Source organism: Leucobacter sp. wl10, from assembly GCF_003569785.1.
In the GTDB taxonomy this organism is placed as follows: Bacteria; Actinomycetota; Actinomycetes; order Actinomycetales; family Microbacteriaceae; genus Leucobacter.
Map to the genome: position 1 here is coordinate 30538 of NZ_KZ983995.1, position 21784 is coordinate 52321.

18 protein-coding genes are annotated in these 21784 nt (G+C 72.2%); 4 read left to right on the top strand and 14 right to left on the bottom strand.

Annotation, left to right across the window (positions count from 1 at the left end; genetic code table 11):
* Positions 1-25 precede the first annotated feature (25 nt).
* From D1J51_RS09745 to D1J51_RS09765, 5 genes are all read right to left on the bottom strand, one after another.
* Positions 26-1636, bottom strand: a complete 1611-nt coding sequence (locus D1J51_RS09745; RefSeq protein ID WP_119075004.1) for a polyketide antibiotic transporter — start codon at positions 1634-1636, stop codon at positions 26-28.
* The gene (locus D1J51_RS09750; RefSeq protein WP_119075005.1) at positions 1633-2595 is read right to left on the bottom strand and encodes an ABC transporter ATP-binding protein; all 963 of its coding nucleotides are present in this window, start codon (positions 2593-2595) and stop codon (positions 1633-1635) included. The genes D1J51_RS09745 and D1J51_RS09750 overlap by 4 nt, the downstream gene beginning before the upstream one ends.
* Before the next feature lie 76 nt (positions 2596-2671).
* Positions 2672-2983 (bottom strand): EthD family reductase, encoded by a 312-nt coding sequence (locus D1J51_RS09755; RefSeq protein ID WP_119075006.1) that lies wholly within the window; start codon positions 2981-2983, stop codon positions 2672-2674.
* A 35-nt stretch (positions 2984-3018) separates the two neighbouring features.
* Positions 3019-4656 carry an amidohydrolase gene (locus D1J51_RS09760; protein ID WP_205547859.1) on the bottom strand — a complete coding sequence of 546 codons (1638 nt, stop codon included), beginning with the start codon at positions 4654-4656 and terminating at the stop codon, positions 3019-3021.
* A 29-nt stretch (positions 4657-4685) separates the two neighbouring features.
* Positions 4686-6533, bottom strand: coding sequence for a primary-amine oxidase (locus D1J51_RS09765; RefSeq protein ID WP_119075007.1), 1848 nt, complete (start codon positions 6531-6533; stop codon positions 4686-4688).
* A 184-nt stretch (positions 6534-6717) separates the two neighbouring features.
* Here D1J51_RS09765 and D1J51_RS09770 point away from each other — a divergent pair, with 184 nt between their 5' ends.
* Positions 6718-7548 carry an SDR family NAD(P)-dependent oxidoreductase gene (locus tag D1J51_RS09770; RefSeq protein WP_119075008.1) on the top strand — a complete coding sequence of 277 codons (831 nt, stop codon included), beginning with the start codon at positions 6718-6720 and terminating at the stop codon, positions 7546-7548.
* 50 nt (positions 7549-7598) lie between these two features.
* Here D1J51_RS09770 and D1J51_RS09775 read toward each other — a convergent pair whose 3' ends face one another.
* The 7 genes from D1J51_RS09775 to D1J51_RS18380 all read right to left on the bottom strand — a co-directional run bounded on the left by D1J51_RS09775 (position 7599) and on the right by D1J51_RS18380 (position 16618).
* Entirely contained in the window at positions 7599-8294 is a 696-nt protein-coding gene (locus D1J51_RS09775) for an ABC transporter ATP-binding protein (protein ID WP_119075009.1), read from the bottom strand.
* Entirely contained in the window at positions 8291-10063 is a 1773-nt protein-coding gene (locus tag D1J51_RS09780) for a branched-chain amino acid ABC transporter ATP-binding protein/permease (RefSeq protein WP_119075010.1), read from the bottom strand. Before D1J51_RS09780 ends, D1J51_RS09775 begins: the two co-directional genes overlap by 4 nt.
* Complete coding sequence (locus D1J51_RS09785; RefSeq protein WP_119075011.1) at positions 10050-10925, bottom strand: branched-chain amino acid ABC transporter permease; 876 nt, start codon at positions 10923-10925, stop codon at positions 10050-10052. Before D1J51_RS09785 ends, D1J51_RS09780 begins: the two co-directional genes overlap by 14 nt.
* Before the next feature lie 131 nt (positions 10926-11056).
* Complete coding sequence (locus D1J51_RS09790; protein WP_119075012.1) at positions 11057-12238, bottom strand: ABC transporter substrate-binding protein; 1182 nt, start codon at positions 12236-12238, stop codon at positions 11057-11059.
* 48 nt (positions 12239-12286) lie between these two features.
* Positions 12287-13099, bottom strand: a complete 813-nt coding sequence (locus tag D1J51_RS09795) for a MoaF C-terminal domain-containing protein (protein WP_119075013.1) — start codon at positions 13097-13099, stop codon at positions 12287-12289.
* Positions 13100-13314: 215 nt separating this feature from the next.
* Positions 13315-14196, bottom strand: coding sequence for an AraC-like ligand-binding domain-containing protein (locus tag D1J51_RS09800; protein WP_119075014.1), 882 nt, complete (start codon positions 14194-14196; stop codon positions 13315-13317).
* A 127-nt stretch (positions 14197-14323) separates the two neighbouring features.
* On the bottom strand, positions 14324-16618 hold the full coding sequence (locus D1J51_RS18380) for an aminotransferase class III-fold pyridoxal phosphate-dependent enzyme (RefSeq protein ID WP_240423124.1): 2295 nt from the start codon (positions 16616-16618) through the stop codon (positions 14324-14326).
* Positions 16619-17551: 933 nt separating this feature from the next.
* Here D1J51_RS18380 and D1J51_RS09815 point away from each other — a divergent pair.
* The gene (locus tag D1J51_RS09815; RefSeq protein ID WP_240423126.1) at positions 17552-18163 is read left to right on the top strand and encodes a TetR/AcrR family transcriptional regulator; all 612 of its coding nucleotides are present in this window, start codon (positions 17552-17554) and stop codon (positions 18161-18163) included.
* Between the two features lie 12 nt (positions 18164-18175).
* On the opposite strand, the gene D1J51_RS09820 is transcribed toward D1J51_RS09815, so the two are convergent.
* Entirely contained in the window at positions 18176-18745 is a 570-nt protein-coding gene (locus D1J51_RS09820; RefSeq protein ID WP_119075015.1) for a TetR/AcrR family transcriptional regulator, read from the bottom strand.
* A gap of 217 nt (positions 18746-18962) precedes the next feature.
* Here D1J51_RS09820 and D1J51_RS09825 point away from each other — a divergent pair, with 217 nt between their 5' ends.
* Complete coding sequence (locus D1J51_RS09825; protein ID WP_119075016.1) at positions 18963-20636, top strand: CocE/NonD family hydrolase; 1674 nt, start codon at positions 18963-18965, stop codon at positions 20634-20636.
* The gene (locus D1J51_RS09830) at positions 20633-21097 is read left to right on the top strand and encodes a DUF3237 domain-containing protein (protein ID WP_119075017.1); all 465 of its coding nucleotides are present in this window, start codon (positions 20633-20635) and stop codon (positions 21095-21097) included. The genes D1J51_RS09825 and D1J51_RS09830 overlap by 4 nt, the downstream gene beginning before the upstream one ends.
* 8 nt (positions 21098-21105) lie before the next feature.
* Here D1J51_RS09830 and D1J51_RS09835 read toward each other — a convergent pair whose 3' ends face one another.
* Entirely contained in the window at positions 21106-21684 is a 579-nt protein-coding gene (locus tag D1J51_RS09835) for a TetR/AcrR family transcriptional regulator (protein ID WP_119075018.1), read from the bottom strand.
* Between the last annotated feature and the right edge of the window lie 100 nt (positions 21685-21784).

Genomic DNA, 21784 nt, shown 5'->3' on the forward strand with positions numbered 1-21784 from the left:
ATCCGGGCCCGACTCGGCCGCCGCCCTACCCGTCGCCCTCGAGCTCCCTCCTCCGCATGAGCGCGAGCGAGGCCGCCGATCCGGCCGCCGCGACGAGCAGGAGCCACCACAGCCCCCGGACATCGATGCCGCCGCCGCTGACCGTCGGGACATCCGCGACCGGCGAGAGGCGCACGATCCAGTCGGGGAGCCCGAACAGGGCTCCGAACAGTCCCAGCAGCAGCCCCAGCAGCACCAGGGTCCACCCGAGGGGAATCGTGGCGCGCGGCAGCACGACGAACACGAGCGCCGTGAGCGCCAGGAAGACGGCCGCCGCGACCGCCTGTCCGCCGCCGCTCACCAGCGCGTCCCGCGCCAGGGACCACTCGTCCCCGCCCGCAACCGCGCCGATCACCGAACCGAGCACACCGGCGGCCGTCACCAGCAGGATCGCGGCGAGGGCGATGGCGAGGGTGGCCGCGAGCCACCGCACCCGGTCGACGGGCGCGGCGAGCACGAGCTCGGCGGTGCCGCGCACCTCCTCCTGGCGGGCGCGGCACACCGTCTGCACCGCGGCGCACGAGGCGAGCACGCCGACGACGATGAAGAAGATCACGACCATGCCCTGGGCGAGTTCGCCGCCGTCCGAGAGTGCGGCCGTGAGCTGCTCGACCGCGGGCACCTCCGCGCCGATCGCGTCGATGACCGAGGCGAGGCTCGTCGCGAGCAGTCCGGTGAGCACGCCGCCCGCGCACCAGCCGATCAGCGAACCCCGCGAGAGCCGCCAGGCCAGCCCGAGCGGGGAGGACAGGGCGGCGGGAGCGGCCTCCCGTCCGGGGCGCTCCCCGATGAGGCCGCCGCCCACGTCGCGCACCGACCGCAGCAGCGACGCGGCCACCGAGAGCAGCGCGGCGAGCCCGAGGCCGAGCAGGATCGGCCGCGGATCGTCCGCGGCGAACGGCCGGGCGTTCTCCGCCCAGCCGAACGGCGAGAGCCAGGCGGGCCAGGCGCTCTCCACGCTCCGCAGGTCGTCGCTCGGCGCGCCCAGCGCGTTGCCGACCCCGCTGAGCGCGAAGGCGATCACGATGCACCACACGGCGAGGGCGTTCGCGCCCCGGGAGGTGCGCATGAGCTGCCCTGCGGTGAGGCCGACGGACAGGAACGCGAGCCCGACCGCCCCCGTGGCCGCGGCGGCGACGAGGCAGCCGGTGGCGTCGAGTCCGGCCGCGAGGAACACCGCCGCGACGAGGGCCGAGAGCACGAGGTTGGCGAGCGCACCGTGCGCGATCGTGGCCGCGAGCGGTGCGATCCGCCCGACGGGGGCCGCGCCGACGAGCTCGGCGCGACCCGCCTCCTCCTCCGCGCGCGTGTGCCGCACCGCGAGGAAGCTGCTCATGAAGGCCGCCATCATCGCGAGGAAGGGGAGGATCAGGAACATCGTGAAGGCGCCGCGGTCGGCACCCGATGGGAGCCCCCTGAACAGCATGATGACGGGGTTGGCGACGACGGCGGCGAGGATCTCCACCCGGTCGGACTCGGTGCCGTAGGTCTGGTCGACGCCGTTCACCGCGGCCATGGCCAGCGCGACCGCGCCGAGGATCCAGAGCGGCAGTTGCAGCCGGTCCCTCCGCAGCCGCAGGCGCAGCAGGGCGATCATCGCGCCGAGCCTCCGCCCGGGGCCGTCGCCCCACGGGTCGCCCCCGCCAGCTTCGGATCGGCCAGGTCGTCGCCGTAGTGCCGCAGGAACAGCTCCTCGAGCGACGGCGGCCGGATCCGCAGGCCCGCGACGCCCCTCGCGGCGAGCTCCGGGAGCAGGGGCCCGAGGGCATCGCTGTCGACGGTGAAGCGGGCGCGGCCGTCCGCGACCGCCGCGTCGTGCGCGCCCGGGAGGCCGGCGACAGCCGCGGGGTCCGTCGCCTCGAAGGACACCTCGGTACGGGTGAGGTGCCGCAGCTCGGCGAGCGTTCCCGACTCGGCGATCCTGCCCGCCCGGATGATGCTCACGCGGTCGCACAGCAGCTCGACCTCGGAGAGGATGTGACTCGACAGCAGGACCGTCGCCCCAGCCGCGCGGAGCCGGTGGATCTCGTCGCGGAAGACGACCTCCATGAGCGGGTCGAGGCCGCTCGTCGGCTCGTCGAGGACGTAGAGCTCCGCCGGGACGGCGAGCGCCGCGATCAGCGCGATCTTCTGGCGGTTGCCCTTCGAGTAGCTGCGCCCCTTCTTGCGCGGATCGAACCGGAAAACCGAGGCGAGGCGCTCCTTCTCGGACGCGTATGCGGCGTCCCCCCGCCGCGCGCCGCGCAGCCGGGCCAGCAGGTCGATCGCCTCCCCGCCGGAGAGGTTCGGCCACACGCTCACGTCGCCGGGGACGTAGGCGATGCGCCGGTGGATCCGTACGGCGTCGCGCCACGGGTCTTCTTCGAAGACGGCGGCCTCGCCCCCCGTCTTCCGCGCGAGGCCCAGCAGGATCCGGATGGCGGTGGTCTTCCCCGCGCCGTTGGGACCGAGGAAGCCGTGGATCTGGCCCGCCTCGACGCGCAGGTCGAGCCCGTCGAGGGCCCGGACCCGGCCGAAGCGCTTGGTGAGCCCGTTCGTTCGCACAACCGCGGTCATGGGTGCAACGGTACGCCGATCCCGCGGAATGGTGAATATCCCGGACCGTATCGATACGGTCTCCGAACGGCGGGCCTCACCCGACGGGGAAGGACTCCACCGCGAACGGGAGGACCGTCGCTCCGCCCGTCGCGTAGTTCGGCACGTCGGCCTGCACGGTCAGCCCCTCGGGCGAGGCGAGTGCGGCGCCGAGGGCGGCCTCGTCGGCGAAGGTCGCCTGGAACACGCCGAAGTACGGCCCCTCGCCCGGCTCGCAGATGTCGAGCGCGTAGGCGATCCCCTGCACGCCCGGCAGTTTGGCGCAGAGGGGCAGGTGCGTGCTCAGGTAGTGCTCCCTGAACGCGGCCCGATCGGTCGGCTCCGGGTAGAGCACGGTGAGCTGGTGCATGCGTTTCTCCTTCGGTCGGGGCCGCGAGGGGCCGGTCAGTCGCGCGCGTAGACCCGGCGGCCCGCGAACCAGGTCTCCGCGACCGTGGTGCGCACCAGCTGGTTCGCCGGGTGCTCGAACGGATCGCGATCCAGCAGCACGAGGTCGGCCGACTTGCCGACCTCGAGCGAACCGGTCTCCGAGGCGAGCCCCATCGCGGTGACGGCGCCGATGGTGAACGCCTCGATCGCCTCGGCGAGCGTGATCGCCTGCTCGGGCCAGAGCGCTCCCGGGTACTGCCCGTGCGGATCCTCGCGCGTGACGAGGCCGTGGATCCCCTCCCAGGCGTTCGGAGACGCGGCCACGGGCCAGTCGGACCCGCCCGCGACGATGGCGCCGGCATCGAGCAGCGCGCGGTTCGGCTGCATCCGGTCGGCGCGCTCGCGCGGGAGCACCTCGCGGATCGCCTCGACGATCGGGCCCGGCACCCAGATGAAGGGGCAGATGTCGGCCGCGACGCCGAGCTTCGCGAAGCGCTCGATGTCGTCGGGGTGCACGAACTGCCCGTGGGCGATGTGGTACCGGGTGTCGGCGAAGCCCTCGGCGCGCAGCGTCTCGACGGCGTCGAGTACCTCGTGCACGGAGGCGTCTCCGGTGCAGTGGATCTTCGCGCCCAGGCCGGCCTTCGCCGCCCGGCGCAGCCAGTCGGCGAGCTCATCGGGCGGCAGCAGCGTCGCACCGCGGTGGTCGTGCCCGTGCGCGTCGTCGGGCAGGTACGGCTCGAGGAAGGCGCCGGTGCGGGTCGGCGGCACGCCGTCGAGGAAGATCTTCACGAAGTCGGGGCGGTGGCGCTCCGTGCGGTATCGCTCCCCGTCGAACACGAGGTCGTCGCCGACCCGGGAGAAGCCGAAGATGTCGTCGTTGACGAGCATCGACGAGACGACCCACGCGTCGAGCTCGCCGGCGGCGTCGAGCGAGCGCAGCGCCTCCATGATGTGGATCGAGACGCCGGCGTCCTGGAACGCCGTCACGCCGAAGGAGTTCAGGATCTCGACGCCGCGCCGCGCCGCGCTCCGCTCCTGCCCGGGGGTGAGCCCCCCGGCGGCCTGCTGGGCCCGGGCCACGGGGATGCCGGCGGACTCCAGCAGCACGCCCGTGGCCCGGCCCTCGGCGTCGAGCACCACGCCGGGCTGACCGGCCTCGACGCCGGCGATCTGCATGGCCCGGCTGCTGACCCAGCGGTTGTGGTGCGAGTCGTCGGAGAGCATGACGGGGCGCCCGCCCGCGGCCTCATTTAGCTGTGCGAGCGCCTCGCGGGTGCTCACCTCTCCGAGGCGGTCGCTCGCCCAGGGGCCGCCGACCACCCAGGCGTCGGCCGGCAGCGAGGCCGCGTGCTCGCGGACGGACGCGATGATCCCGTCGAGGTGGGCGCCGATCGGCACCCGCAGCTCGAACAGCTCCTCCTTGCCGGCGAGGAAGAAGTGGTTGTGCACGTCGGCGAGGCCGGGCATGACGAACGCGCCCTCGAGGTCGCGCACCTCGGTGTCGGGCCCGGCGAGCGCGCTCACCTCGGCGGCGGCCCCGACGGCGGCGATGCGGCCGGCGGTGACGGCCACCGCCTCCGCCCAGGGGTTCGAGGGGTCCACGGTGTACACGCGGCCGCCGGTGAGGATGAGGTCGGGGTGAGTGGTCAAGGCGGGCTCCTGCTTCTCGAGGGTGGTCGTCATTCGCTGCCCGTGCAGCACGTCGCGGATCCGCCGTCGAGCGAGCGGTCCCGCGCGGTCCACTCGGGCAGCCCGGCGCCCGGCGCGTGGGCGTTCGGGTAGAAGCCGCCCGGGTAGAGCTCGTCGGGGTCGTACCGCGCGCCCCAGAGGTGCTTCGTGGCGAAGGCCGCACGGCCGTGCACGGTCGACTCGGGCTGCGCCGCGAGCAGCATCCCGCCCTCGGGGATGAGCCGGTAGGCGGTCGGCCTGCCCACGTGGTTGGTGCGGTGCGCCGAGCGCGCCTCCCACACCCGGCTCGTCAGGCCGTTCGCGATGCGCTGCGCCGACCGCTCGGTCTCGAGCCGGGTGTCCGACCAGGTGAACGCGTTGCCGTGCGGGTTGTCGGGGCCGGTCGGGATCCCGACGGCCTCCACCTCGTGCAGCGTGTTGTCCTCGCCGTCGATCGCCACGTCGATGCGCGCGCAGAAGAGGTGCTGGTGCACGGGGGTGAAGATGCCCGGCGCGATCTCGGGGGCGTGCGGGTTCTCGGATCCCGGGATCCCCGCACCGGCGAACACGATGCCCGTGGCCTTAGCCTCGACCTGGATGGAGCCGTCGAGGTAGAGGTACCAGAAGAAGCCGTAGTCGTAGTTGCCGACGGTGGCGAAGTAGCTGATCACGAGGCGGCGGCTGCGGCGCGCCTCGGGGTTGCCCGCGAAGTCGGTGTGCTTCCAGAGGACGCCGTAGTCCTCCTCGTGCATGCACACGGCCCGCGGAATCTTGACCGGATTGCCGTGGTCGTCGGGCACGAAGGCGTCGAAGTAGTGGATCACGCCCAGACAGTCGCAGCCGAGCGAGAGGGAGTTGGCGTTCTTGCCGAGCAGGTACTCGCCCGCGTCGAAGTAGCTGATCCAGAGTCGGCTCGGCGACGTGTCGCCGTAGGGCACGACCATCTCGGGAATGCTCGCCCGGTGCGCCACGGAGCGGTCCTCGTCGCCGTCGCGCCAGGTGATCTGGTTCAGCACCAGCCCCTCCTGCTGGGTGAAGCCGACGCGCAGCTTCCAGTTCTGCCACTGCACGAGGCTGACGTCGACCGAGAAGCTCGGGCCTTCGGGCTGGGTGATCTCGATGGGCTTGAGCGTGGTGCGGGCGGGCCCCTGCGCGTCGAGGGTGTAGTTGCCGTGCTGCCGGGGCACGGGCACGTCGCCCTCGTCGTCGATGCGGATCACCCGGCGCTCGGTGAGGTCGCCGTGCACCACGAGGCCCTCGACGGGGTGTGCCCACGGGCTGTCGGACTCGTCGAAGCGCACGTAGGTGTGGGAGCGCACGATGCGGCGGCCGACCTCGTCGTCGCGGCCGAAGAACCCCGGGGCGAGGGGGGAGCAGAAGGCCAGCTCCAGGTGCTGCTCGAGGCCGCGGCGGCGCATCGCCGCCCGCCACTCGGGGGAGGCCTTGACGATGGCCGCGGCGTCCTCGTACTCCTCGAAGAGGTACTGGGGCTGGCCGTAGGGATGCTCGCCGGTGGGCAGCACGCGGAAGTCGTCGACCTCGCCGCGGGTCACCGCGACGATGGCCTCGGAGACCGCGCCGGTGTCGCGCTCGAGCAGCGTCACGCGGATGCGGCGGTCGAGCGCGTCGCCGGATCGCCACACGGCGAGCGTCTGCTTCGGGGGGTCGACCGGCAGCATGCGGGGCACGCGGGTGTGCTCGGTGAAGCGGCCGGCGTCGGCGAGGATGCGCCGGGCCTCGGCGATCTCCTCGCTCGTCAGCGGGTCGAGGGGGTGCACGGCGCTCGCCGGCGTGGTGACCCGCGCGCCGTGCGTGTGGGTGACGTCGGGGCGGTGGCGGTCGGCGAAAGCCTGTGCCATGGGGGCTCCTTTGCCGAGGAATGGACGGCTCGTCGCCATTATCCCCCGGGCGGTGTTGACTCTGGGCGAAGACCGATGCGCTGAGAGCGTAGAGCTGCTCGGCGCGGACGGCGGATCGCGGCAGGATGAGAGGAGGAGGGGCCGCTCGCGGCCGCAGCAGGCAATCGAACGGAGAGGATCCCGCATGGCACCCCGGAACAGCGAGAACGAGGGACGAGTGGTCGTCATCACCGGCGGCGGCACCGGGATCGGGGCGGCGATCGCCGAGCGCTACGCGAGCGAGGGCGCGCACGTGGTGGTGGTGGGGCGGCGCTCGGGCCCCGTCGAGGAGGTCGCCGCGCGCATCGGCTGCACCGCGATCGTCGCCGACGCCTCGGACGGCGCGTCCGCGCGCACGGCGGTGGCGCGGGTGGTCGAGCGGTTCGGGCGCCTCGACGCGCTGGTGGCGAATGCGGGCGGCCACGGCTTCTCCCCGGTGGGCGAGACGAGCGACGACGACTGGGAGTCGTCGATCAAGGTGAACCTCTCGACCGCGTTCGTGATGGCGCGCGAGGCGCTGCCCGCGCTCCTCGAGAGCGCCGAGCGCGCGGGCGGCGCCCAGATCGTGATCGTGTCGTCGCTCGCCGGGCTGTTCGCCGGCCCCTCGGTGGCGGGGTACACGGTCGGAAAGCACGCGCTCATCGGGCTCACGCGCAGCCTCGCGCGCGACTACAGCCGCCGGGGCGTGCGGGTCAACGCCGTCTGCCCCGGCTGGGTGCGCACGCCCATGGCCGACTCCGAGATGGACGAGTTCGCCGAGCGCGCGCCCGAGATCGCCGACCGCGAGGCGGGCTACGCCGCCGTGACGCGCGACGTGCCGCTCGGCCGGCCCGCCGAACCCGCCGAGATCGCCTCGATCGTGCGCTTCCTCGGCTCGCCGCAGTCGTCGTACATGACGGGCGCCGTGCTCGTCGCCGACGGCGGCGCGCACATCGTGGACCTGCCGACGGTCGCCTTCGAGCACGCGGGCATGTGAGCCGCGCTGAGCGGCGATCCCGAACCCCGCGCCCCCGCAGCCGGGGCCGATCACCCGCCGAGGTAGCTCCGGCGCAGCAGCGCCTCGTCGTCGGCGAGCACCCGGGCCGGGCCCTGCGGGTGGCTCACGCGACCGCTCGAGACGACCATCGCGTCGGTGGCGATGCCGAGCGCGAGATGCGTGAACTGCTCGACGAGGAGCACGCCCACACCCGACTCGGCGATCTGCTGGATCACCGGCAGCAGCCGCATGAAGACCACGGGCGCGAGGCCCAGCGACATCTCGTCGATCAGCAGGAAGCGCGGCTTCGACGCGAACGCGCGCGCCAGCACCACCATCTGCTGCTCGCCGCCCGAGAGCAGCGCCGACTGGTTGTCGATGCGCTTCTCGAGCTCGGGGAAGGACTGCAGCACCTCCTGGAGCGCGGCGTCGGTCCGGGCCGTGAGCAGCAGGTTCTCGCGCACCGTCAGGGACGGGAAGATGGCCCGCCCCTGCTCGATGTGCGCGATGCCGGCGCGCGAGCGCTGCACCCGCTTCCACTTCGCGATGGACTCGCCGTCGATCCGGATGTCGCCCGCCGAATGGCCGATGACGCCCGAGACCGACTCGAGCAGGCTGGTCTTGCCCGCGCCGTTCGGCCCGACCAGAGCGAGGATCTCTCCCCGCCGCAGCACGAGTTCGACGTCCGAGACGACCGGGCCCGCCCCGCGGCTCACGGTGACGCCGTTCAGTTGCAGTTCGCTCATTGCGTCATCTCCGCATCTCCCATGTACGCCGCGATCACGGCCGGGTCGTCGAGAACCTCCGTGCTCGGTCCCTGCGCGAGCACCCGGCCGAAATCGAGCACGGTGAGCTCGGTGCACACGGAGCGCACGAGATCGAGATCGTGCTCGATGAGCACGATCGCGGTGTCGAAGCGCGACGGGATCCGGGTCAGGCGGTGCCCGAACTGCAGGTGCTCCTCGTGCGAGAGACCGGCGGCGGACTCGTCGAGGATCAGCACGCGCGGTCCCGACAGCACCGCGGCGGCGACCTCGATGAGGCGGCGCGTGCCGACGTCGACTCCCGCCAGCTGCTCCTCCGGGGGCGGGCAGCCGAGGAACGCCAGCGCGTCGGCCAGCTCGTCGTGGTCGAGCCGCCTGCGCGCCACGAAGCGCACGTAGGCCTCGACCGTGAGCTGCGGAGGAACGCGATCCTGCTGGAAGGTGCGCCGCAGGCCCTTGCGGGCGCGAGCCACGGGCGAGAGGCGCGTGACGTCCTCGCCGTCGAGCAGCACGGTTCCCGTGTGCTGCGGCAGGAAGCCGCTCACCGCGTCGACGAAGGTCGACTTGCCGGCGCCGTTGGGGCCGATGAGCCCCATGATGCTGCGCGGCCGGACCCGCAGCGAGACGTCGTCGTTGGCCTTGAGCGCGCCGAACTGCACGCCCAGGCCGCGCACCTCGAGCGCGGGCTCCGCGTTCGCGGGAATCGGCTCCGCGGCTTCGGGCACCGCGAACACGTCGAGCGCGGTCGTGCCTACCTCCGAGGCGGCCGCGGCGGCCGCCTCGGCCCGCGCCTGCCTGCGCCTGCGGGCCCGCTTGCGGAACCCGCCGCGGATCGCCTCGCCGAGGTTCGATCCGCTGGTGATCGCCTGGATGCCGAGCACGCCGAAGATCACGAATCCCCAGTCCTGCGGCACGCCCCAGCGCTTGAGCAGCTCGGGCACGAGCACCCAGAGCACGCCGCCGAAGACGGCCATGTCGATGAGGTAGGCCCCGCTCATCACCGCGAGGATGTAGAGCGCGAGCGACATGATCGGGGTGAAGCTCGACGCGTAGGGGATGCCCACCTGGCCGGCGAGCAGTCCGCCGGAGACTCCGCCGAGGGCGGCGCTGACGGCGAAGGCCGACAGCTTCGCCATGCGCACGCTCTGCCCGACCGCCGCGGTGCCGCGCTCCGAGAAGGAGACCGCCTTCCAGCTGCTCCCCACGCGGCTGCGCTGCAGCAGGAACACGAGGTAGGCGCAGACGACGAGCACGACCATCGAGAAGAAGAAGTACTCGCGGTCGCTCGAGAAGAGGTCGGGCCGCTCCACCGAGAGGCCGTCCTTCTGCCCCGGGAACTGGGTCTGCACGAGCAGCACGTCGACGGCCGCTGCGGCGCCGAGGGTGACCACGGCGAGGTTGACGCCGCGCAGGCGCAGCGCGGGGAGGCCGAGCAGCACGCCCGCGAGCGCGGCGAAGACGGCTCCGGCGATCAGCCACAGGACGAATCCGCCCGGCGCCCCGCTCTGGTTGAGGAAGGTCACGACCCACGCGCCGATGGCGCCGAAGGTGAGCTGGCAGAGCGCGATGATGCCGGCGGACCCGGTGACCACGCCGAGGCCGAGCAGCGAGATCGTCGCCGTCACCATGCTGATGGCGAGGTAGACGACGTAGCCCGAGAGCCCCGCGCTCATGGCCCATCCGACGACGATGCCGACGACGGCGACCGCGGCGGGCAGGGCGACCCGCAGACGTCGGTTAGCGAGCAGCATCCCACACCTCCTTTCGCTGCGACCACAGCAGCAGGATCACGATGAACAGCAGCGGCACGAAGTTGCGCACGAGCGACAGCTCGGCCACCTGGGCCACCACGCCGTTGATGAGGCCCAGCAGCAGGCCGCCGGCGACGGCCAGGTCGAGCCGTTTGAACCCACCCAGCAGGGCCGCCGCGGCCGCGGGGATGATGAGCATGGAGAGCGTGACCGCGTCGTTGGACTGGGTCGGGGCGATGATGAGGATCGTGACGGCGCTGATCGCCCCCGTCACGGCCCACACGCCGACCGCGAGCGGCTTCGACGAGATGCCGATGAGTTCCGCCGTGGTGGGGCGGTCGGAGAGCGCGCGGAGCTTCGTGCCGATCGTCGTCCTGCGCAGCATGAGCGCCGCCGCGACCGCGACGGCCACGGCGAGCGACACGGTGATCACCGTCACCCAGCTGACCACGACGCCCGCGGCGCTGAACGCCGGCCCGTTGAAGATCGAGGCGAACGGCTGCGGCTTGTTGCCGAACAGGATGTAGGAGAGCGACATGAGCAGCAGGAGGGGGCCCACCGTCATCGCCGACCGGGTCGACAGGTCGGCCTCGGAGAGCCAGGTCGCCGCGATCCAGCCGATGAGCGCGGACAGCAGCGCGCCGACGACGACGCCCGCGACCGTGGCGAGCCACACGGGCATGCCGAGCCTGCTGGCGAACCACACCGCGATGAACGCCGCGAACATGCCGGTGGCGGCCTGCGCGAAGTTGACGACGCGAACGAGCCGGGACATCAGCGTCAGCGTGACGGCGAAGACCGCGTACACGCCGCCGGCGGCGAGGCCCGACAGCGCGCCCTGCAGCAGCGCGCCGCCGTTCACGGCCGCCTCCGGCCGGCCGGCCGTGGGAGGGAACTCTGGAGCATGGGAATCCTTCGGGGTCTGAAGCGGGTGCGCCCGGTGCGGCGGGAGCGCAGGGCCCTCGCCGCACCGCGTGCCGGGCTGGGGCGGGATCAGCTCGCCGGGATCATCAGCCAGTCGTCGGCAGCCTGCGCCCAGGCCTTCGTGCCCGACTTCAGCACGACGGGCCACGCGCCGGGGGCGTAGTCCTGAGCCGCGATCTTGTCGAACTGGTAGGGGTAGGCGATCATCGGGTTCTCGATCGGAGCCATGTCCGCGAGCGCCTGGTTGACGCTCTCGCGCGTGATGTCTCCGTCGATGCTCTGCAGCACCTCGACCATGAAGGTCGCGGCGAGGTACCCGCCCTGGCTGAACGAGGTGAGCGTGATGTCGTTCTCCTCCATCAGCGCCTTCCAGTCGGCGTTGACGTCGCTGTCCTCGGTGAAGGGGTAGAACTCGGCGGGCACGTAGACCCCGGCCCCCGAGTTCTCGACCGCGGCCGCGAAGCTCTCGCTGTAGACCGAGGTGAGGAACAGGAACGCGACGTCGTCCCAGCCCTGCTGGTTGGCGGCCTTGACCTGGCCGATCGCATCGGGCTCCACCGCGTTGCTCACGATGGCGTCGCAGCCCGCCTCCCTGGCCTTCACGATGTACGGCGTGTAGTCCGCGCCGCCGTACGGGACGGTGTCGTCGACGAGGGTCGGCTCCTTGCCGGTGATCTTGCTCCATCGCTTGACCGCGGCGGCGTAGGAGGGACCCGTCGAACCGATGACGCTGGTGAACACGCAGAGGTTCTCGAGGCCGAGCTCCTCCGAGCCGTAGAGCATGGTGGCCGTGGTGTCGTTGAACGGCCCGATGTTGGCGGGGGCGATGTTGGGGGAGTTGAAGCATCCGGGATCGACGCCGATGCCCTGGATCGACCGCACGTCCTCCTGCTCGTAGTACTTCGCGTTGATCTCGCAGTCGAGCAGCGAGGCGCCGCCCACGAGCGCGACGACCTCGTCGCTGCCCACGAGCTCGCGCGCGGACGCCGTGGCGGTGGCCGGGTCGGCCTTGTCGTCGGTGGCCTTGTACTCGATCTGCCGTCCGTTGATGCCGCCGTCGGCGTTGACCTTGTCGAAGACGGCCGCCGCGGCCTCGGAGGCCTCGGGGAACGTGGCCGGGCCGCTGATGGTGTTGACGGAGCCGAGCTTGATCGGCGCGCCCTCACCTCCGCCCGCGCCCCCTGCGCAGCCGCTCAGCACGAGTGCGGCTGCCGCGGTCAGCGCGGCAGCGCCCAGGATGCGTGATTTCATGGTGTGTCCTCTCGGATGGGTGAGTGGGTGGGGTGGATCGGCGGGGGATCAGACCGGCTGCGCATCGGGGTACCTGACGGTGCCGATGGGGTAGATGTGCCCGCCCGCCCGCGAGTGCTCGGCCCGGCCCTCGCCGTTGAGGCCGAGGAAGACGCCCGTGGTCATCAGCCGGTAGCCGAGGTCGTGCAGCCAGACGCTCGCGACGGGGATGCGGAACTCGCGGAAGCAGAAGAGGTAGAGACCGTCGGCGAACCTCCACACGGTCGACAGGTCCATGTCGCCGTGGCCGCGCTGCACGCCCTGCACGCACTGCCACGCGTAGCGCTGACTCGAGATGTAGACGTGCTCGTAGAGGTGATGCGGGCTGTAGCGGTAGAGGTTGCGCGCGCCGATGAGGTCTCGGGACGGGCCGGGAGCCTCGCCCGAGACCTCGCCGCGATCGGTGATGGCCGACCAGAAGGTTTGGCCGACCCGGGGCTCGCCCTCGACGGCCTCCTCGGCGATGAGCGAGCGCGCCACGAGCGCGCGGTGCGTCGTCTCCGAGTACACGATCGTGATCGCCTCGCGCTCCCGCGACCGGAGCGGCAGGTTGACGAAGACCACGTCCTCGCGCACGCGCACCGCGTCGTACGGGTCGGCGGACTCGCCGTCGGTCGCGAGGTCGCCCGTCGCGCTCCACCGCACGGTATCGGCGGAGAAGGCCAGGTCGAGCTGCGAGCCGTCCTCGAGCGCGAGGCTCAACGAGCGGCCGTCGAGGCCCGTGCTCGGCAGGCGGAAGGCGTCGATGCCGGCCGCGAACTCGTCGTAGCTGCGCCACTCGTTCGGATCCGCTGCGGAGAGGTCTGCATCGGGGGTCGTCATCGGCCCGGCTTCCTTTCAGAGATGGGATCGTGGGGGGTGCCGAGGAGCGCTGGCGAGCCGCATCGCCCGGAACCTGGTATCACTGTAGACAGCCGCGGCGGCCCTTGGAGGGACGATCACCGCGACAGACAATGCCCGTGCACTGGCGGACAACGAGTGTTACGACTCGGTCTCGGCGCAGGCCCGTCGAGCGCCGGCCCATCCCGGCGCGCGGGTCAGATGCGGCGCAACTCGCTGGGGGAGACGCCGTAGGCGGCCTTGAACACCCGGCTGAAGTGCGCCGCGTCGGTGAACCCCCAGCGCGCCGCGATCGCGGAGACCGTTCGGTCGCTGAGCACGGGGTCGAGCAGGTCGGCGCGGCAGCGCTCGAGGCGCCGCTCGCGGATCCAGGTCGACACCGTGGTGCCGGCCTCCCGGAACAGCGCGTGCAGATGCCGCGTGGAGATGTAGTGCGCGGCCGCGACGGCGCCGGGGGAGAGACCGGGCGACGCGAGGTGCAGGTCGATGTGGCTGTAGATCTTCTGCAGCAGCACGCGGTGCGGATCCCGCTGCTCGGGATCGGAGTCGAGGATGCTCGAGAACAGCGTGCCCATGAGGTCGAGGCTGGTGTGGGCGAGCTTGGCGCGCACGCGATGCGAGAGGTGCGTGAGCTGGGCCGGGAACTGCGAGAGGAAGGCCGTGATGACGGGGGTGAGCCCGCTGTGCTCCTGCACGAGGGAGACCGCGGTGAGCTGCTCGGTGAAGGAGATGGGGAGGTCGAGCCGATCCTTCGGGAACATCATGATGAGGTTGCGGAACTCCTCGCCGAACAGCAGCGAGTAGGGGCGCGAGGTGTCGTACACCGCGAGGTCGCCCGGTCGCATCACGAGCTCCCGGCCGTCCTGCACGAGGATGCTGCTGCCCGAGACGAGCAGGCTCACCTTGTAGTAGCCGCTGCCGCCGTCGGCGATGGTCGCGGGGGTGCGCTCCACGAGGTGCGGCCGAGCGGCGACCTCGGTGAAGACGATGTCGTCGGCGTCGGCGGAGGTGAGCCGCGCCGTGAAGGCGTCGTCGCGCTCCGCGCTGACGAGCAGCGGCACGAACGACGACGACACCATGCTGCGAAAGACTCCCAGACTGTCGGCCTGGGAGGGACGGGGCTCGGGGCGTCCTGCGCCGCCTCGTTGCGGAGCGATCTGCACAGCCAATCACCTTCTTCGAATCATCTTGCGGAGAGGATACACCTTAAACGTCGGACAGGGCGCCCGAGAGGGCGTCGAGCAGGATCGGCAGCTCGTCGGGGCCGAAGGCGAGCGGCGGTCGCACCTTGAGCACGCTCTCGTCGCGGCCGATCCGCGAGATGAGCACCCCGCGCGCCTTCACGGCCTCGACGACCCGCTTCGCGAGCCGGGGGGCGGGCGCTCCGTCCACCGCGAAGTCCAGGCCGAGGAACATGCCGGCGCCCTTCGCCGAGCGCACGAAGTCGTAGCGCTCGGCGAACTCGCGGAACCGCGCGGAGGCCTCGTCTCCGAGGGTCTTCGCCCGCGCCATGAGCCCCCTCTCCTCCATCTCGATCAGCACGGCCTCGCCGACCGCGGCCGAGACGGGGTTGCCCGCGAAGGTGTTGAAGAACTCGTTGGCCGATCCGAAGGCGTCGAGCACCGTCCCGCTCGTCACGACCGCCGACATCGGGTGCCCGTTGCCCATGGGCTTGCCCATGGTCACGAGGTCGGGCCGCATGCCCGCGTACTCGTGCCCCCACATGTGGGTGCCGGTGCGCCCGAAGCCGCTCTGCACCTCGTCGGCGATGACCATGCCGCCGGCCGCGCGCACGCGGTCGACGATGCCCCGCACGAGTCCCTCGGGCAGGCGGGGCATGCCCTCGGTCGAGAACAGCGGGTCGAAGAGGCAGGCCGCGACGCCGAAGCCGGCCTCCTGCAGCGACGCGATCGAGGCGTCGAGGTCGGCGAGCGTCTCGGCGAGCACCTCGGCCTCGGGGCGCGGGTCGGTGTCGAGATCCGGGATCCGCAGCGTGCGCACGTCGGGGTCGAGCGGCACGGCCGTCTTGAGCCCGGTCGTGAGCCCGGCGAGCGTGATCGTGGTGCCGTGGTAGCTGTAGTCGGAGACGATCATGCCGGTGCTGCCCGTGAGCTGGCGCGAGATGCGGATGGCGAGCTCGTTGGCCTCGGAGCCCGAGTTGCCGAAGAGGATGCGGTCGAGGCCGGGCTCGAAGGTGGCGAGCAGCCGCTCGGAGTAGTCGACCACGCGCTCGTTGAGGTACCGGGTGTGCACGTTGAGCGTGGCCGCCTGCTCGGCGAGCGCCGCGACGACGCGGTCGTTGCAGTGACCCACGTGGGGCACGTTGTTGTAGCCGTCGAGGTAGCGGTCGCCGTTCGCCTCGGTGAGCCACACGCCCTTGGCCGACACGAACTGGAGCGGTTCGTCGTAGAAGAGCGGCGAGTAGGGGCCGATGGTCGTGTTGCGGCGCCCGATGAGTTCGGCGTTCGAGGTCATCGCGGTCCTCCCGGGTCGGTGACGGGGCTGCGCGATGAGCTCGCGGGACATGCGGACGACGTTGGGGAGCACCGCGGTGGCGTGCCACTCCGCGGTCGGCTCGCCGCGGCGGTCGGCCGCCCAGCCGAGGTAGGTGAGGCCGCGGGCCAGCAGGATCGCCGGGAACACGGCACGGTCGGCCTCGTCGAGCGGGCGCACGGCCTCGTACCCGCGGAAGAGCGCGTCGCGGTACTCGGCGTAGCGCGGGTGGGGCGTGTAGAAATAGAGCGCGGTGGCGAGGTCGAAGAGGTGCCAGCCCGCCGCGAAGTCGTCGAAGTCGATGAGCACGAGGCCGTTCGGGGTGCGCAGCACGTTCTCGGGGGTGAGGTCGGCGTGGATGGGGCCGAAGCGGTGCGCGGGGGATCCGTAGGCGCCGAGCGCCTCCCGGATGCGCGCGATCGCGGCGGCGACGGCCTCGCGCTCGTCGCCCGCGAGCTCCGCGATGCGCAGCGGATCGCCCCACGCGGGCTCCTCGCCGACGAGGCCGTCGAGGTCCCAGTCGTCGCGCGGCACCGCCATGGCGTAGCCCGAGCGCTCGGTGGCGTCGTGCACCTGAGCCGTGAGCCGGCCCAGCTCGGCGAAGTCGCCGGGGTCGAGCTCGGCGGTGCCGTCGACGCCGGTGCGCTCGTCGCCGAAGTTGCCGTGGTTGGTGATGAGGTGCTGCAGGTCGGCCTGGTGCGCGCCGGCCGGGTGCTCCGCGCCGACCACGCAGAAGCCGCGGCCGTCGCCCGCGGTCACGAAGCGGGGAACGGAGACGCCCTCTCCGTGCAGGGCCCGCACGAAATCGAGTTCGCACGCCAGCTCCTCGTCGCTGTGGTAGCCCCGGCGGTGCACGCGCAGCACGTAGTCCGTGCCCCCGTTGCTCAGGGAGAACACGAAGTTCTCGCGCTGCTTCAGCAGCGTCAGCCCGGTGCCGGGGTCGAGGCCGTACTCGGCGAGCGCCTCGCGGGCCAGCTCGGTTGCCGCGGCGAGATCGACGGTGACCATGAACGTCCTTTCGGGAGTCTCGCGGGATCGCCGGGATCCCGGCAGAAAACTATACTCAGAGTATAGAAATATGGCTCGCGATGCACAAGCGCTGGACTTGGCTCGGTTTAGAGGTCCGGGAGGGGCTGCGCTTGCCTCACGTGGGGATGTCCGCGTAGGGGGCCGGGTGGGTAAGGGTGTGATGCTTGATGTGTTGGTCGTGGTGGCGGGCTGGGCTCGCTTGCGTTCCCGCCGGGGGGCCATGCTGTTCCCGAGACGCCATGCTATTCACGTGATTTTCGTGGCGTCTCGGGAGGATCATGGTGTTCCGGCGCGTTCGGCCCTTGGCGGGGCGGTACGCGACCGCTGCGTTTGATCGAGGTCTCCAGGCCGTTCCGGCCGGGGGCACCGGTTCGAGCGGGCCGTTAGGGGTTTGGGGTTGTGCGAGGTAGTCGGCGTGGTCGCGGCGCCCGCTGATGGCGTTGTCGCACCGCACCGGCGCATCCGGGGTGGGGCGTCGGGGTGGCCGGGTCGAGGGCGGGCGGTGTCATCGGGGTCCAGAGGTCGATCAGTATGAAGGCGACGGGTCCCTTCCAGTCCGCGCAGGGTCCCGGCTTCCAGGCCTTTGCGGGCGCTGAGTGTGCGGCAGAGCAGATGGTGCGGCGCGGCCTTTGCTGGGTCGAGCGCGACCAGTTTGTCGGCGACCCGGCCCCGGCCCCGGCGCCGGGTGCCGGGCGCGCATCGGCCTCCCGGCCAGTGGCACGGCGTTGCGCATGGGCTGCGTTCGGCTCCGCGCATGCACTTCCGCCACAACGGCCTCCGCGCGCGCGTCCGCGAGCGATGGTGCGAGCCTCGCCATCGCTCCAGGAGACACCCCGCCTCAAAACCACACCCCGGCGCCGGATCGCGGACCCGGGAGAGCCGGCCGCGGCCGACGTTCTCTAGGATGGAGGGGTGGACGTGGACACTGATGAGCGGCCGACGAGCCTGCGCGAGCGACGGCAGCAGCGCACGAGGCGCGAGCTCGTCGACGCGGTGCTCGCCGTCGTGGCGAGCGCGGGGCTCGCGGAGACCACGATCGATCGCATCTCGGCGGAGTCCGGTATCTCGCGGGGCACCGTCTACGCGCACTTCCCGGGCGGTCGCGACGAGCTGCTGCGGGCGGCCTACGCGCGCCTGGGGCGGCAGCTCGTCGGGCGCACTCGCGAGGCGGTGCTCGCCGCGGGCGACTGGCGCGGTCGCATCGTGGCCCACGCCCGCGCCATGTTCGACCTGGCCGGCGACCCGCGCATCGGGCACTTCTACAACGTCTCCGGCCCCACGCTCATCGTCGACGGGGCCGAGCGCGGCATCGGCTCGGGTGCGAGCGTCGTGTCGATCCGCGAAGCGCTGGAGCGGGCGCGGGAGGCGGGCGAGGTCGACCCCGGGGTCGATGCCGAGGCCGCTGCGGTGCTGCTCGTCGGCGCGCTGCGCGAGGCGGCGATCGGCGTGGCGGCCGGCACGATGGATCCGCGCCGCGCGTACGTCTCGTTCGCCCGGCTCGTCGAGGGCTTCGCCGCGCGGTAGCCCCGCCGCGCCCTACAGGGTGGCGAGCAGGGCGTCGACCGCCGCGCGGGCGAGCGAGGTGTGCCGGGTGTCGGGGTCGAAGTCGCCGATGAAGGCGTTGCCCAGGGCGGCGGCGAGCAGCCCCTGAGCGGCGACCTCGCGCGCGGCGGGATCGGCCGCCGGCTTCGCGGCCGCGATGAAACCGCTCAGCCGGTCCAGAGTGGCGGAATGGGCGGCCCTGAGGGTCGCGGCGATCTCCGCGTCTGTCCGCGCGAGCTCGACGAAGGCGAGCACGATGGCGTTCTCGGCGCTCGAGCTCGCGAACTCCTCGCCGAGGAGGTAGTCGAGCGCGCCGTCGAGGTCGTCGACGGTGTTCGGCAGGATCGCGGGGGCGCCGCTCTCGTCGGCGTAGAAGGCGCGCGCGGCGTCGAGCAGCAGGCGATCGCGGTTGCCCGCGAAGTGGCGCACGTGTCCGCGCGACATGCCTGCCGCGTCGGCGATGCGATCCAGCGTCGTGCCGCTGATGCCGCGCTCCGAGATCGTCTGCAGTGTGGCCTCGATGATCTGCTCGCGGCGCTCGCCGGCCACCGATGGACGTGCCATGCCTGCTCCTGTCCTGTCGCTGTTCCGCCGTTCGCGGGTCCTGCCTCTGCCAGCCTAGATCCCCGCTCCCCGTCACCGTCCGCGCGCGGCGTCCGAGTCGGGTCGGCGGGTTCCATAATATTTAGTCTAGTCGGACTTGACTAAATAGGGTCTCGCGGCTTAGCGTATTCACGTCCGGTCGACCGCGGCCGGAGGATCCCGCACACGAAGGAGTGACATGCCGCAGACCCTGCACCTGGCCCCCGCGCCGGTGAGCCCGCTCGCTCGGGAGGAGCGCGTGCGCACGCGCGACGGCGTGCACCTCGCCACCGACGTCTACCTGCCGGTCGCCGCGAGCGGCGTGCGCGACGAGAGCCCGGGCGACACGATCCTCATCCGCCTGCCCTATGACAAGAGCGGCGCCTACACCTTCATCCCGCTCGTCGCCGAGTACTTCGCGGCGCGCGGCTACCGCGTCGTGGCGCAGGACGTGCGCGGCAAGTTCCGCTCGGAGGGCGAGGCGCTGCTCTTCGTGCACGAGGTGCGCGACGGCGAGGACACCCTCGACTGGATCGTCGCCCAGCCGTGGTCGAACGGCCGCGTGGCCATGTGGGGCGACAGCTACTACGGCTACACGCAGTGGGCCGCGGCCGCGAGCGGGCATCCCGCGCTCAGGGCGATCGCGCCCCGCGTCACCGGCACGGCGCTGGGGGAGCCGGTGCACCGGGATCCGGCGGACCGCACGCGCCGGGTCGAGATGGGCATCACGAACATGTACCCCCTCACGCACTTCTTCGGCAGCGACACCTACCTGTGGGAGCCCGACTGGACGCGGCGCGACTTCGCCGCGCAGGCGGAGGCGTTCATGGCCGCGCGCGGCCGACGCTCCGTCTCCTACGACCAGTGGGTTCCGCACCCCGTGACGCTGCGCCGCTTTCCCCAGGGCAGCCCGTTCGCCGGGCGCTCGGTGCCGGTGCTGCACACCATCGGGTGGTGGGACAACTGCGCCCCGCTCTCCTGGGCCGATGTCGCCGAGATCGCGCGGCACCCGCACTGGGACGCGCATCACCACCTGCGCATCGAATCGATCGATCACGAGAACCACGCGCTGCTCGAGCCCGCCGAGGACCGGGTGGAGGACCGCAGCGAGGCCCAGGTGCGCGAGGCGCTGCCCGCCTACCTCGACCCGGCGCTGGAGTTCTTCGAGGTGTTCGTGCGCGGCAACGGCCGCCCCGCAGATATCCCGCGGGTCGCCTGGAATCTCGCCGGCACCGAGGGGTTCCGCGCGGAGGCCGCCTGGCCGCCCGCGGGAGTGCGCGTCGAGACGCGTTTCGCGACGGCCGATGGCGGGCTCGTCGCGGAGCGGCCGGTCGAGGCGGGCGAGCTGAGCTGGGTGCACGATCCCGAAGATCTCGTTCCCTCGAGCGTGCCCGACGCGTTCTCGTATCTGCTGCACCTGCCCGACGAGGCGCCGATCGGCGATCGCGACGACGTGCTCGTGTTCACCTCGCCCGAGCAGCCGCACGACGTCGACCTCGCCGGCCCGGTCGCCGCGCGCGTGCGGGTGCGGTCGACGGGCCCGGTCATGGACTGCTTCGTGCGGCTGCTCGACCTCGCACCCGACGGTTCGGCGCTGCGCATCGCGCGCGGCCAGCTGCAGCTGCGAGACGCCGCCGAGGGCGGCGCGCTCGAGATCGACCTCGGGCAGGTGGGCTACCGGCTGCGGGCGGGCCACCGCCTGCGCGCGCACGTGTCGAGCAGCGACTACCCCGAGTTCCTGCCGCAACCGGGCACCGGGGGCGACCCCTGGACGGAAGGAGACGCCGTGGAGGCCAACACGCAGCACCTCGCGGTCGGAGGCCCCGAGGCGTTCGCGATCGAGATCCCGGTGCTGGCGGGTGAGCTCGCGTGACCGCCGATCCGCGGCTGGAGTTCGCCTTCGAGATCCGCGTGGACTGCGACCCCGACATCCACATCGGCCGCGGCCCGGACGAGGTGCTCACGCTCACGCCCATCACGGGCGGCGTCGTGGCCGGCCCGCTGCTGAGCGGCGAGGTGCTCCCGGGCGGCGGGGACTGGGCGGTGGAGCGCTCGGGAACGGCGCAGCTCGAGGCGCGCTACGCGATCCGCGCGGAGGACGGTGCCGTGATCGAGGTGCTCAACCGCGGCTACTTCCGGGCGTCGGCCGAGGCGCTGGCCCGCATGGAGCGCGGAGAGGACGTGGCCGAGGACGACCCGGGGGTGTACTTCCGCACCGCCCCCGTGTTCCAGACCGACGCCCCCGCTCACCGCTGGCTCGCCGAGCACCAGTTCCTCGGGCTCGCGCGCGACGAGGACGGTCGGGTGTGCATCCGAGTGTTCGTGGTGCGGTGATGGCGGGCTCAGTGCGTGCGGCGCGGCAGCGCGCGGAGCGCCGCCAGCGCGACCTCGCGCGTACGCAGCGGCGTCCAGTACGCCGCGTCCTCGGCGCTCGCGAAGTAGGCGCCTCGCAGCAGCAGATAGCCGAGGTCGGTCGCGAGGTCGGCATCGGCGAAGCCCGCCTCGCCGGCGGCCTGCCGCAGCACGGCGCGGTAGGCCTCGGACTCGCGGTGCAGGGACTCGCTCAGGGCGGGTTCGGCCTGGGCGTTGGCGACGATCTCGAGGATCAGCGCGCGCAGCACGGGCTCGACCTCGTCGGGATCGGGCTCCCAGGTGACGAGCGCCTCGAAGCGCTGCGACGGGGTCAGCCCCGAGGCGGAGGACTCGTACTCGTCGCGCCAGCGGGCGCTCGCGCGATCGAGCACATTGAGGATGAGCGCGGAGCGCGAGGGGAGGTAGTTGGTGACGAGCGTCGTCGACCCGCCGAGCTCTCGGGCCACCGCGCGGATGGTCACCGCGTTCGCGCCCGAGGCGCGAGCGACGCGGATCGTGGCGTCGGCGATGTCCTGCAGGCGTGCTTCGCGGTCGATGTCCCTCGGCATATCGCGAGCCTAGCGGGCCCCGTAATCAAAAAGCAACGTTGATGTACAACGTTGTTGCACTAAAATATCATCAGGACGGATCACGGACGATCCGCCCGCA

What these genes read in the sequence shown, in the direction of transcription:
- D1J51_RS09755 (WP_119075006.1), bottom strand. Translation starts at nt 2,983, where the DNA reads ATGCACCAGCTCACCGTGCTCTACCCGGAGCCGACCGATCGGGCCGCG.
- D1J51_RS09835 (WP_119075018.1), bottom strand. Translation starts at nt 21,684, where the DNA reads ATGCCGAGGGACATCGACCGCGAAGCACGCCTGCAGGACATCGCCGAC.
- D1J51_RS09820 (WP_119075015.1), bottom strand. Translation starts at nt 18,745, where the DNA reads ATGGCACGTCCATCGGTGGCCGGCGAGCGCCGCGAGCAGATCATCGAG.
- D1J51_RS09780 (WP_119075010.1), bottom strand. Translation starts at nt 10,063, where the DNA reads ATGCTGCTCGCTAACCGACGTCTGCGGGTCGCCCTGCCCGCCGCGGTC.
- D1J51_RS09795 (WP_119075013.1), bottom strand. Translation starts at nt 13,099, where the DNA reads ATGACGACCCCCGATGCAGACCTCTCCGCAGCGGATCCGAACGAGTGG.
- D1J51_RS09770 (WP_119075008.1), top strand. Translation starts at nt 6,718, where the DNA reads ATGGCACCCCGGAACAGCGAGAACGAGGGACGAGTGGTCGTCATCACC.
- D1J51_RS09775 (WP_119075009.1), bottom strand. Translation starts at nt 8,294, where the DNA reads ATGAGCGAACTGCAACTGAACGGCGTCACCGTGAGCCGCGGGGCGGGC.
- D1J51_RS09765 (WP_119075007.1), bottom strand. Translation starts at nt 6,533, where the DNA reads ATGGCACAGGCTTTCGCCGACCGCCACCGCCCCGACGTCACCCACACG.
- D1J51_RS09790 (WP_119075012.1), bottom strand. Translation starts at nt 12,238, where the DNA reads ATGAAATCACGCATCCTGGGCGCTGCCGCGCTGACCGCGGCAGCCGCA.
- D1J51_RS09745 (WP_119075004.1), bottom strand. Translation starts at nt 1,636, where the DNA reads ATGATCGCCCTGCTGCGCCTGCGGCTGCGGAGGGACCGGCTGCAACTG.
- D1J51_RS09825 (WP_119075016.1), top strand. Translation starts at nt 18,963, where the DNA reads ATGCCGCAGACCCTGCACCTGGCCCCCGCGCCGGTGAGCCCGCTCGCT.
- D1J51_RS09800 (WP_119075014.1), bottom strand. Translation starts at nt 14,196, where the DNA reads ATGGTGTCGTCGTCGTTCGTGCCGCTGCTCGTCAGCGCGGAGCGCGAC.
- D1J51_RS18380 (WP_240423124.1), bottom strand. Translation starts at nt 16,618, where the DNA reads ATGGTCACCGTCGATCTCGCCGCGGCAACCGAGCTGGCCCGCGAGGCG.
- D1J51_RS09750 (WP_119075005.1), bottom strand. Translation starts at nt 2,595, where the DNA reads ATGACCGCGGTTGTGCGAACGAACGGGCTCACCAAGCGCTTCGGCCGG.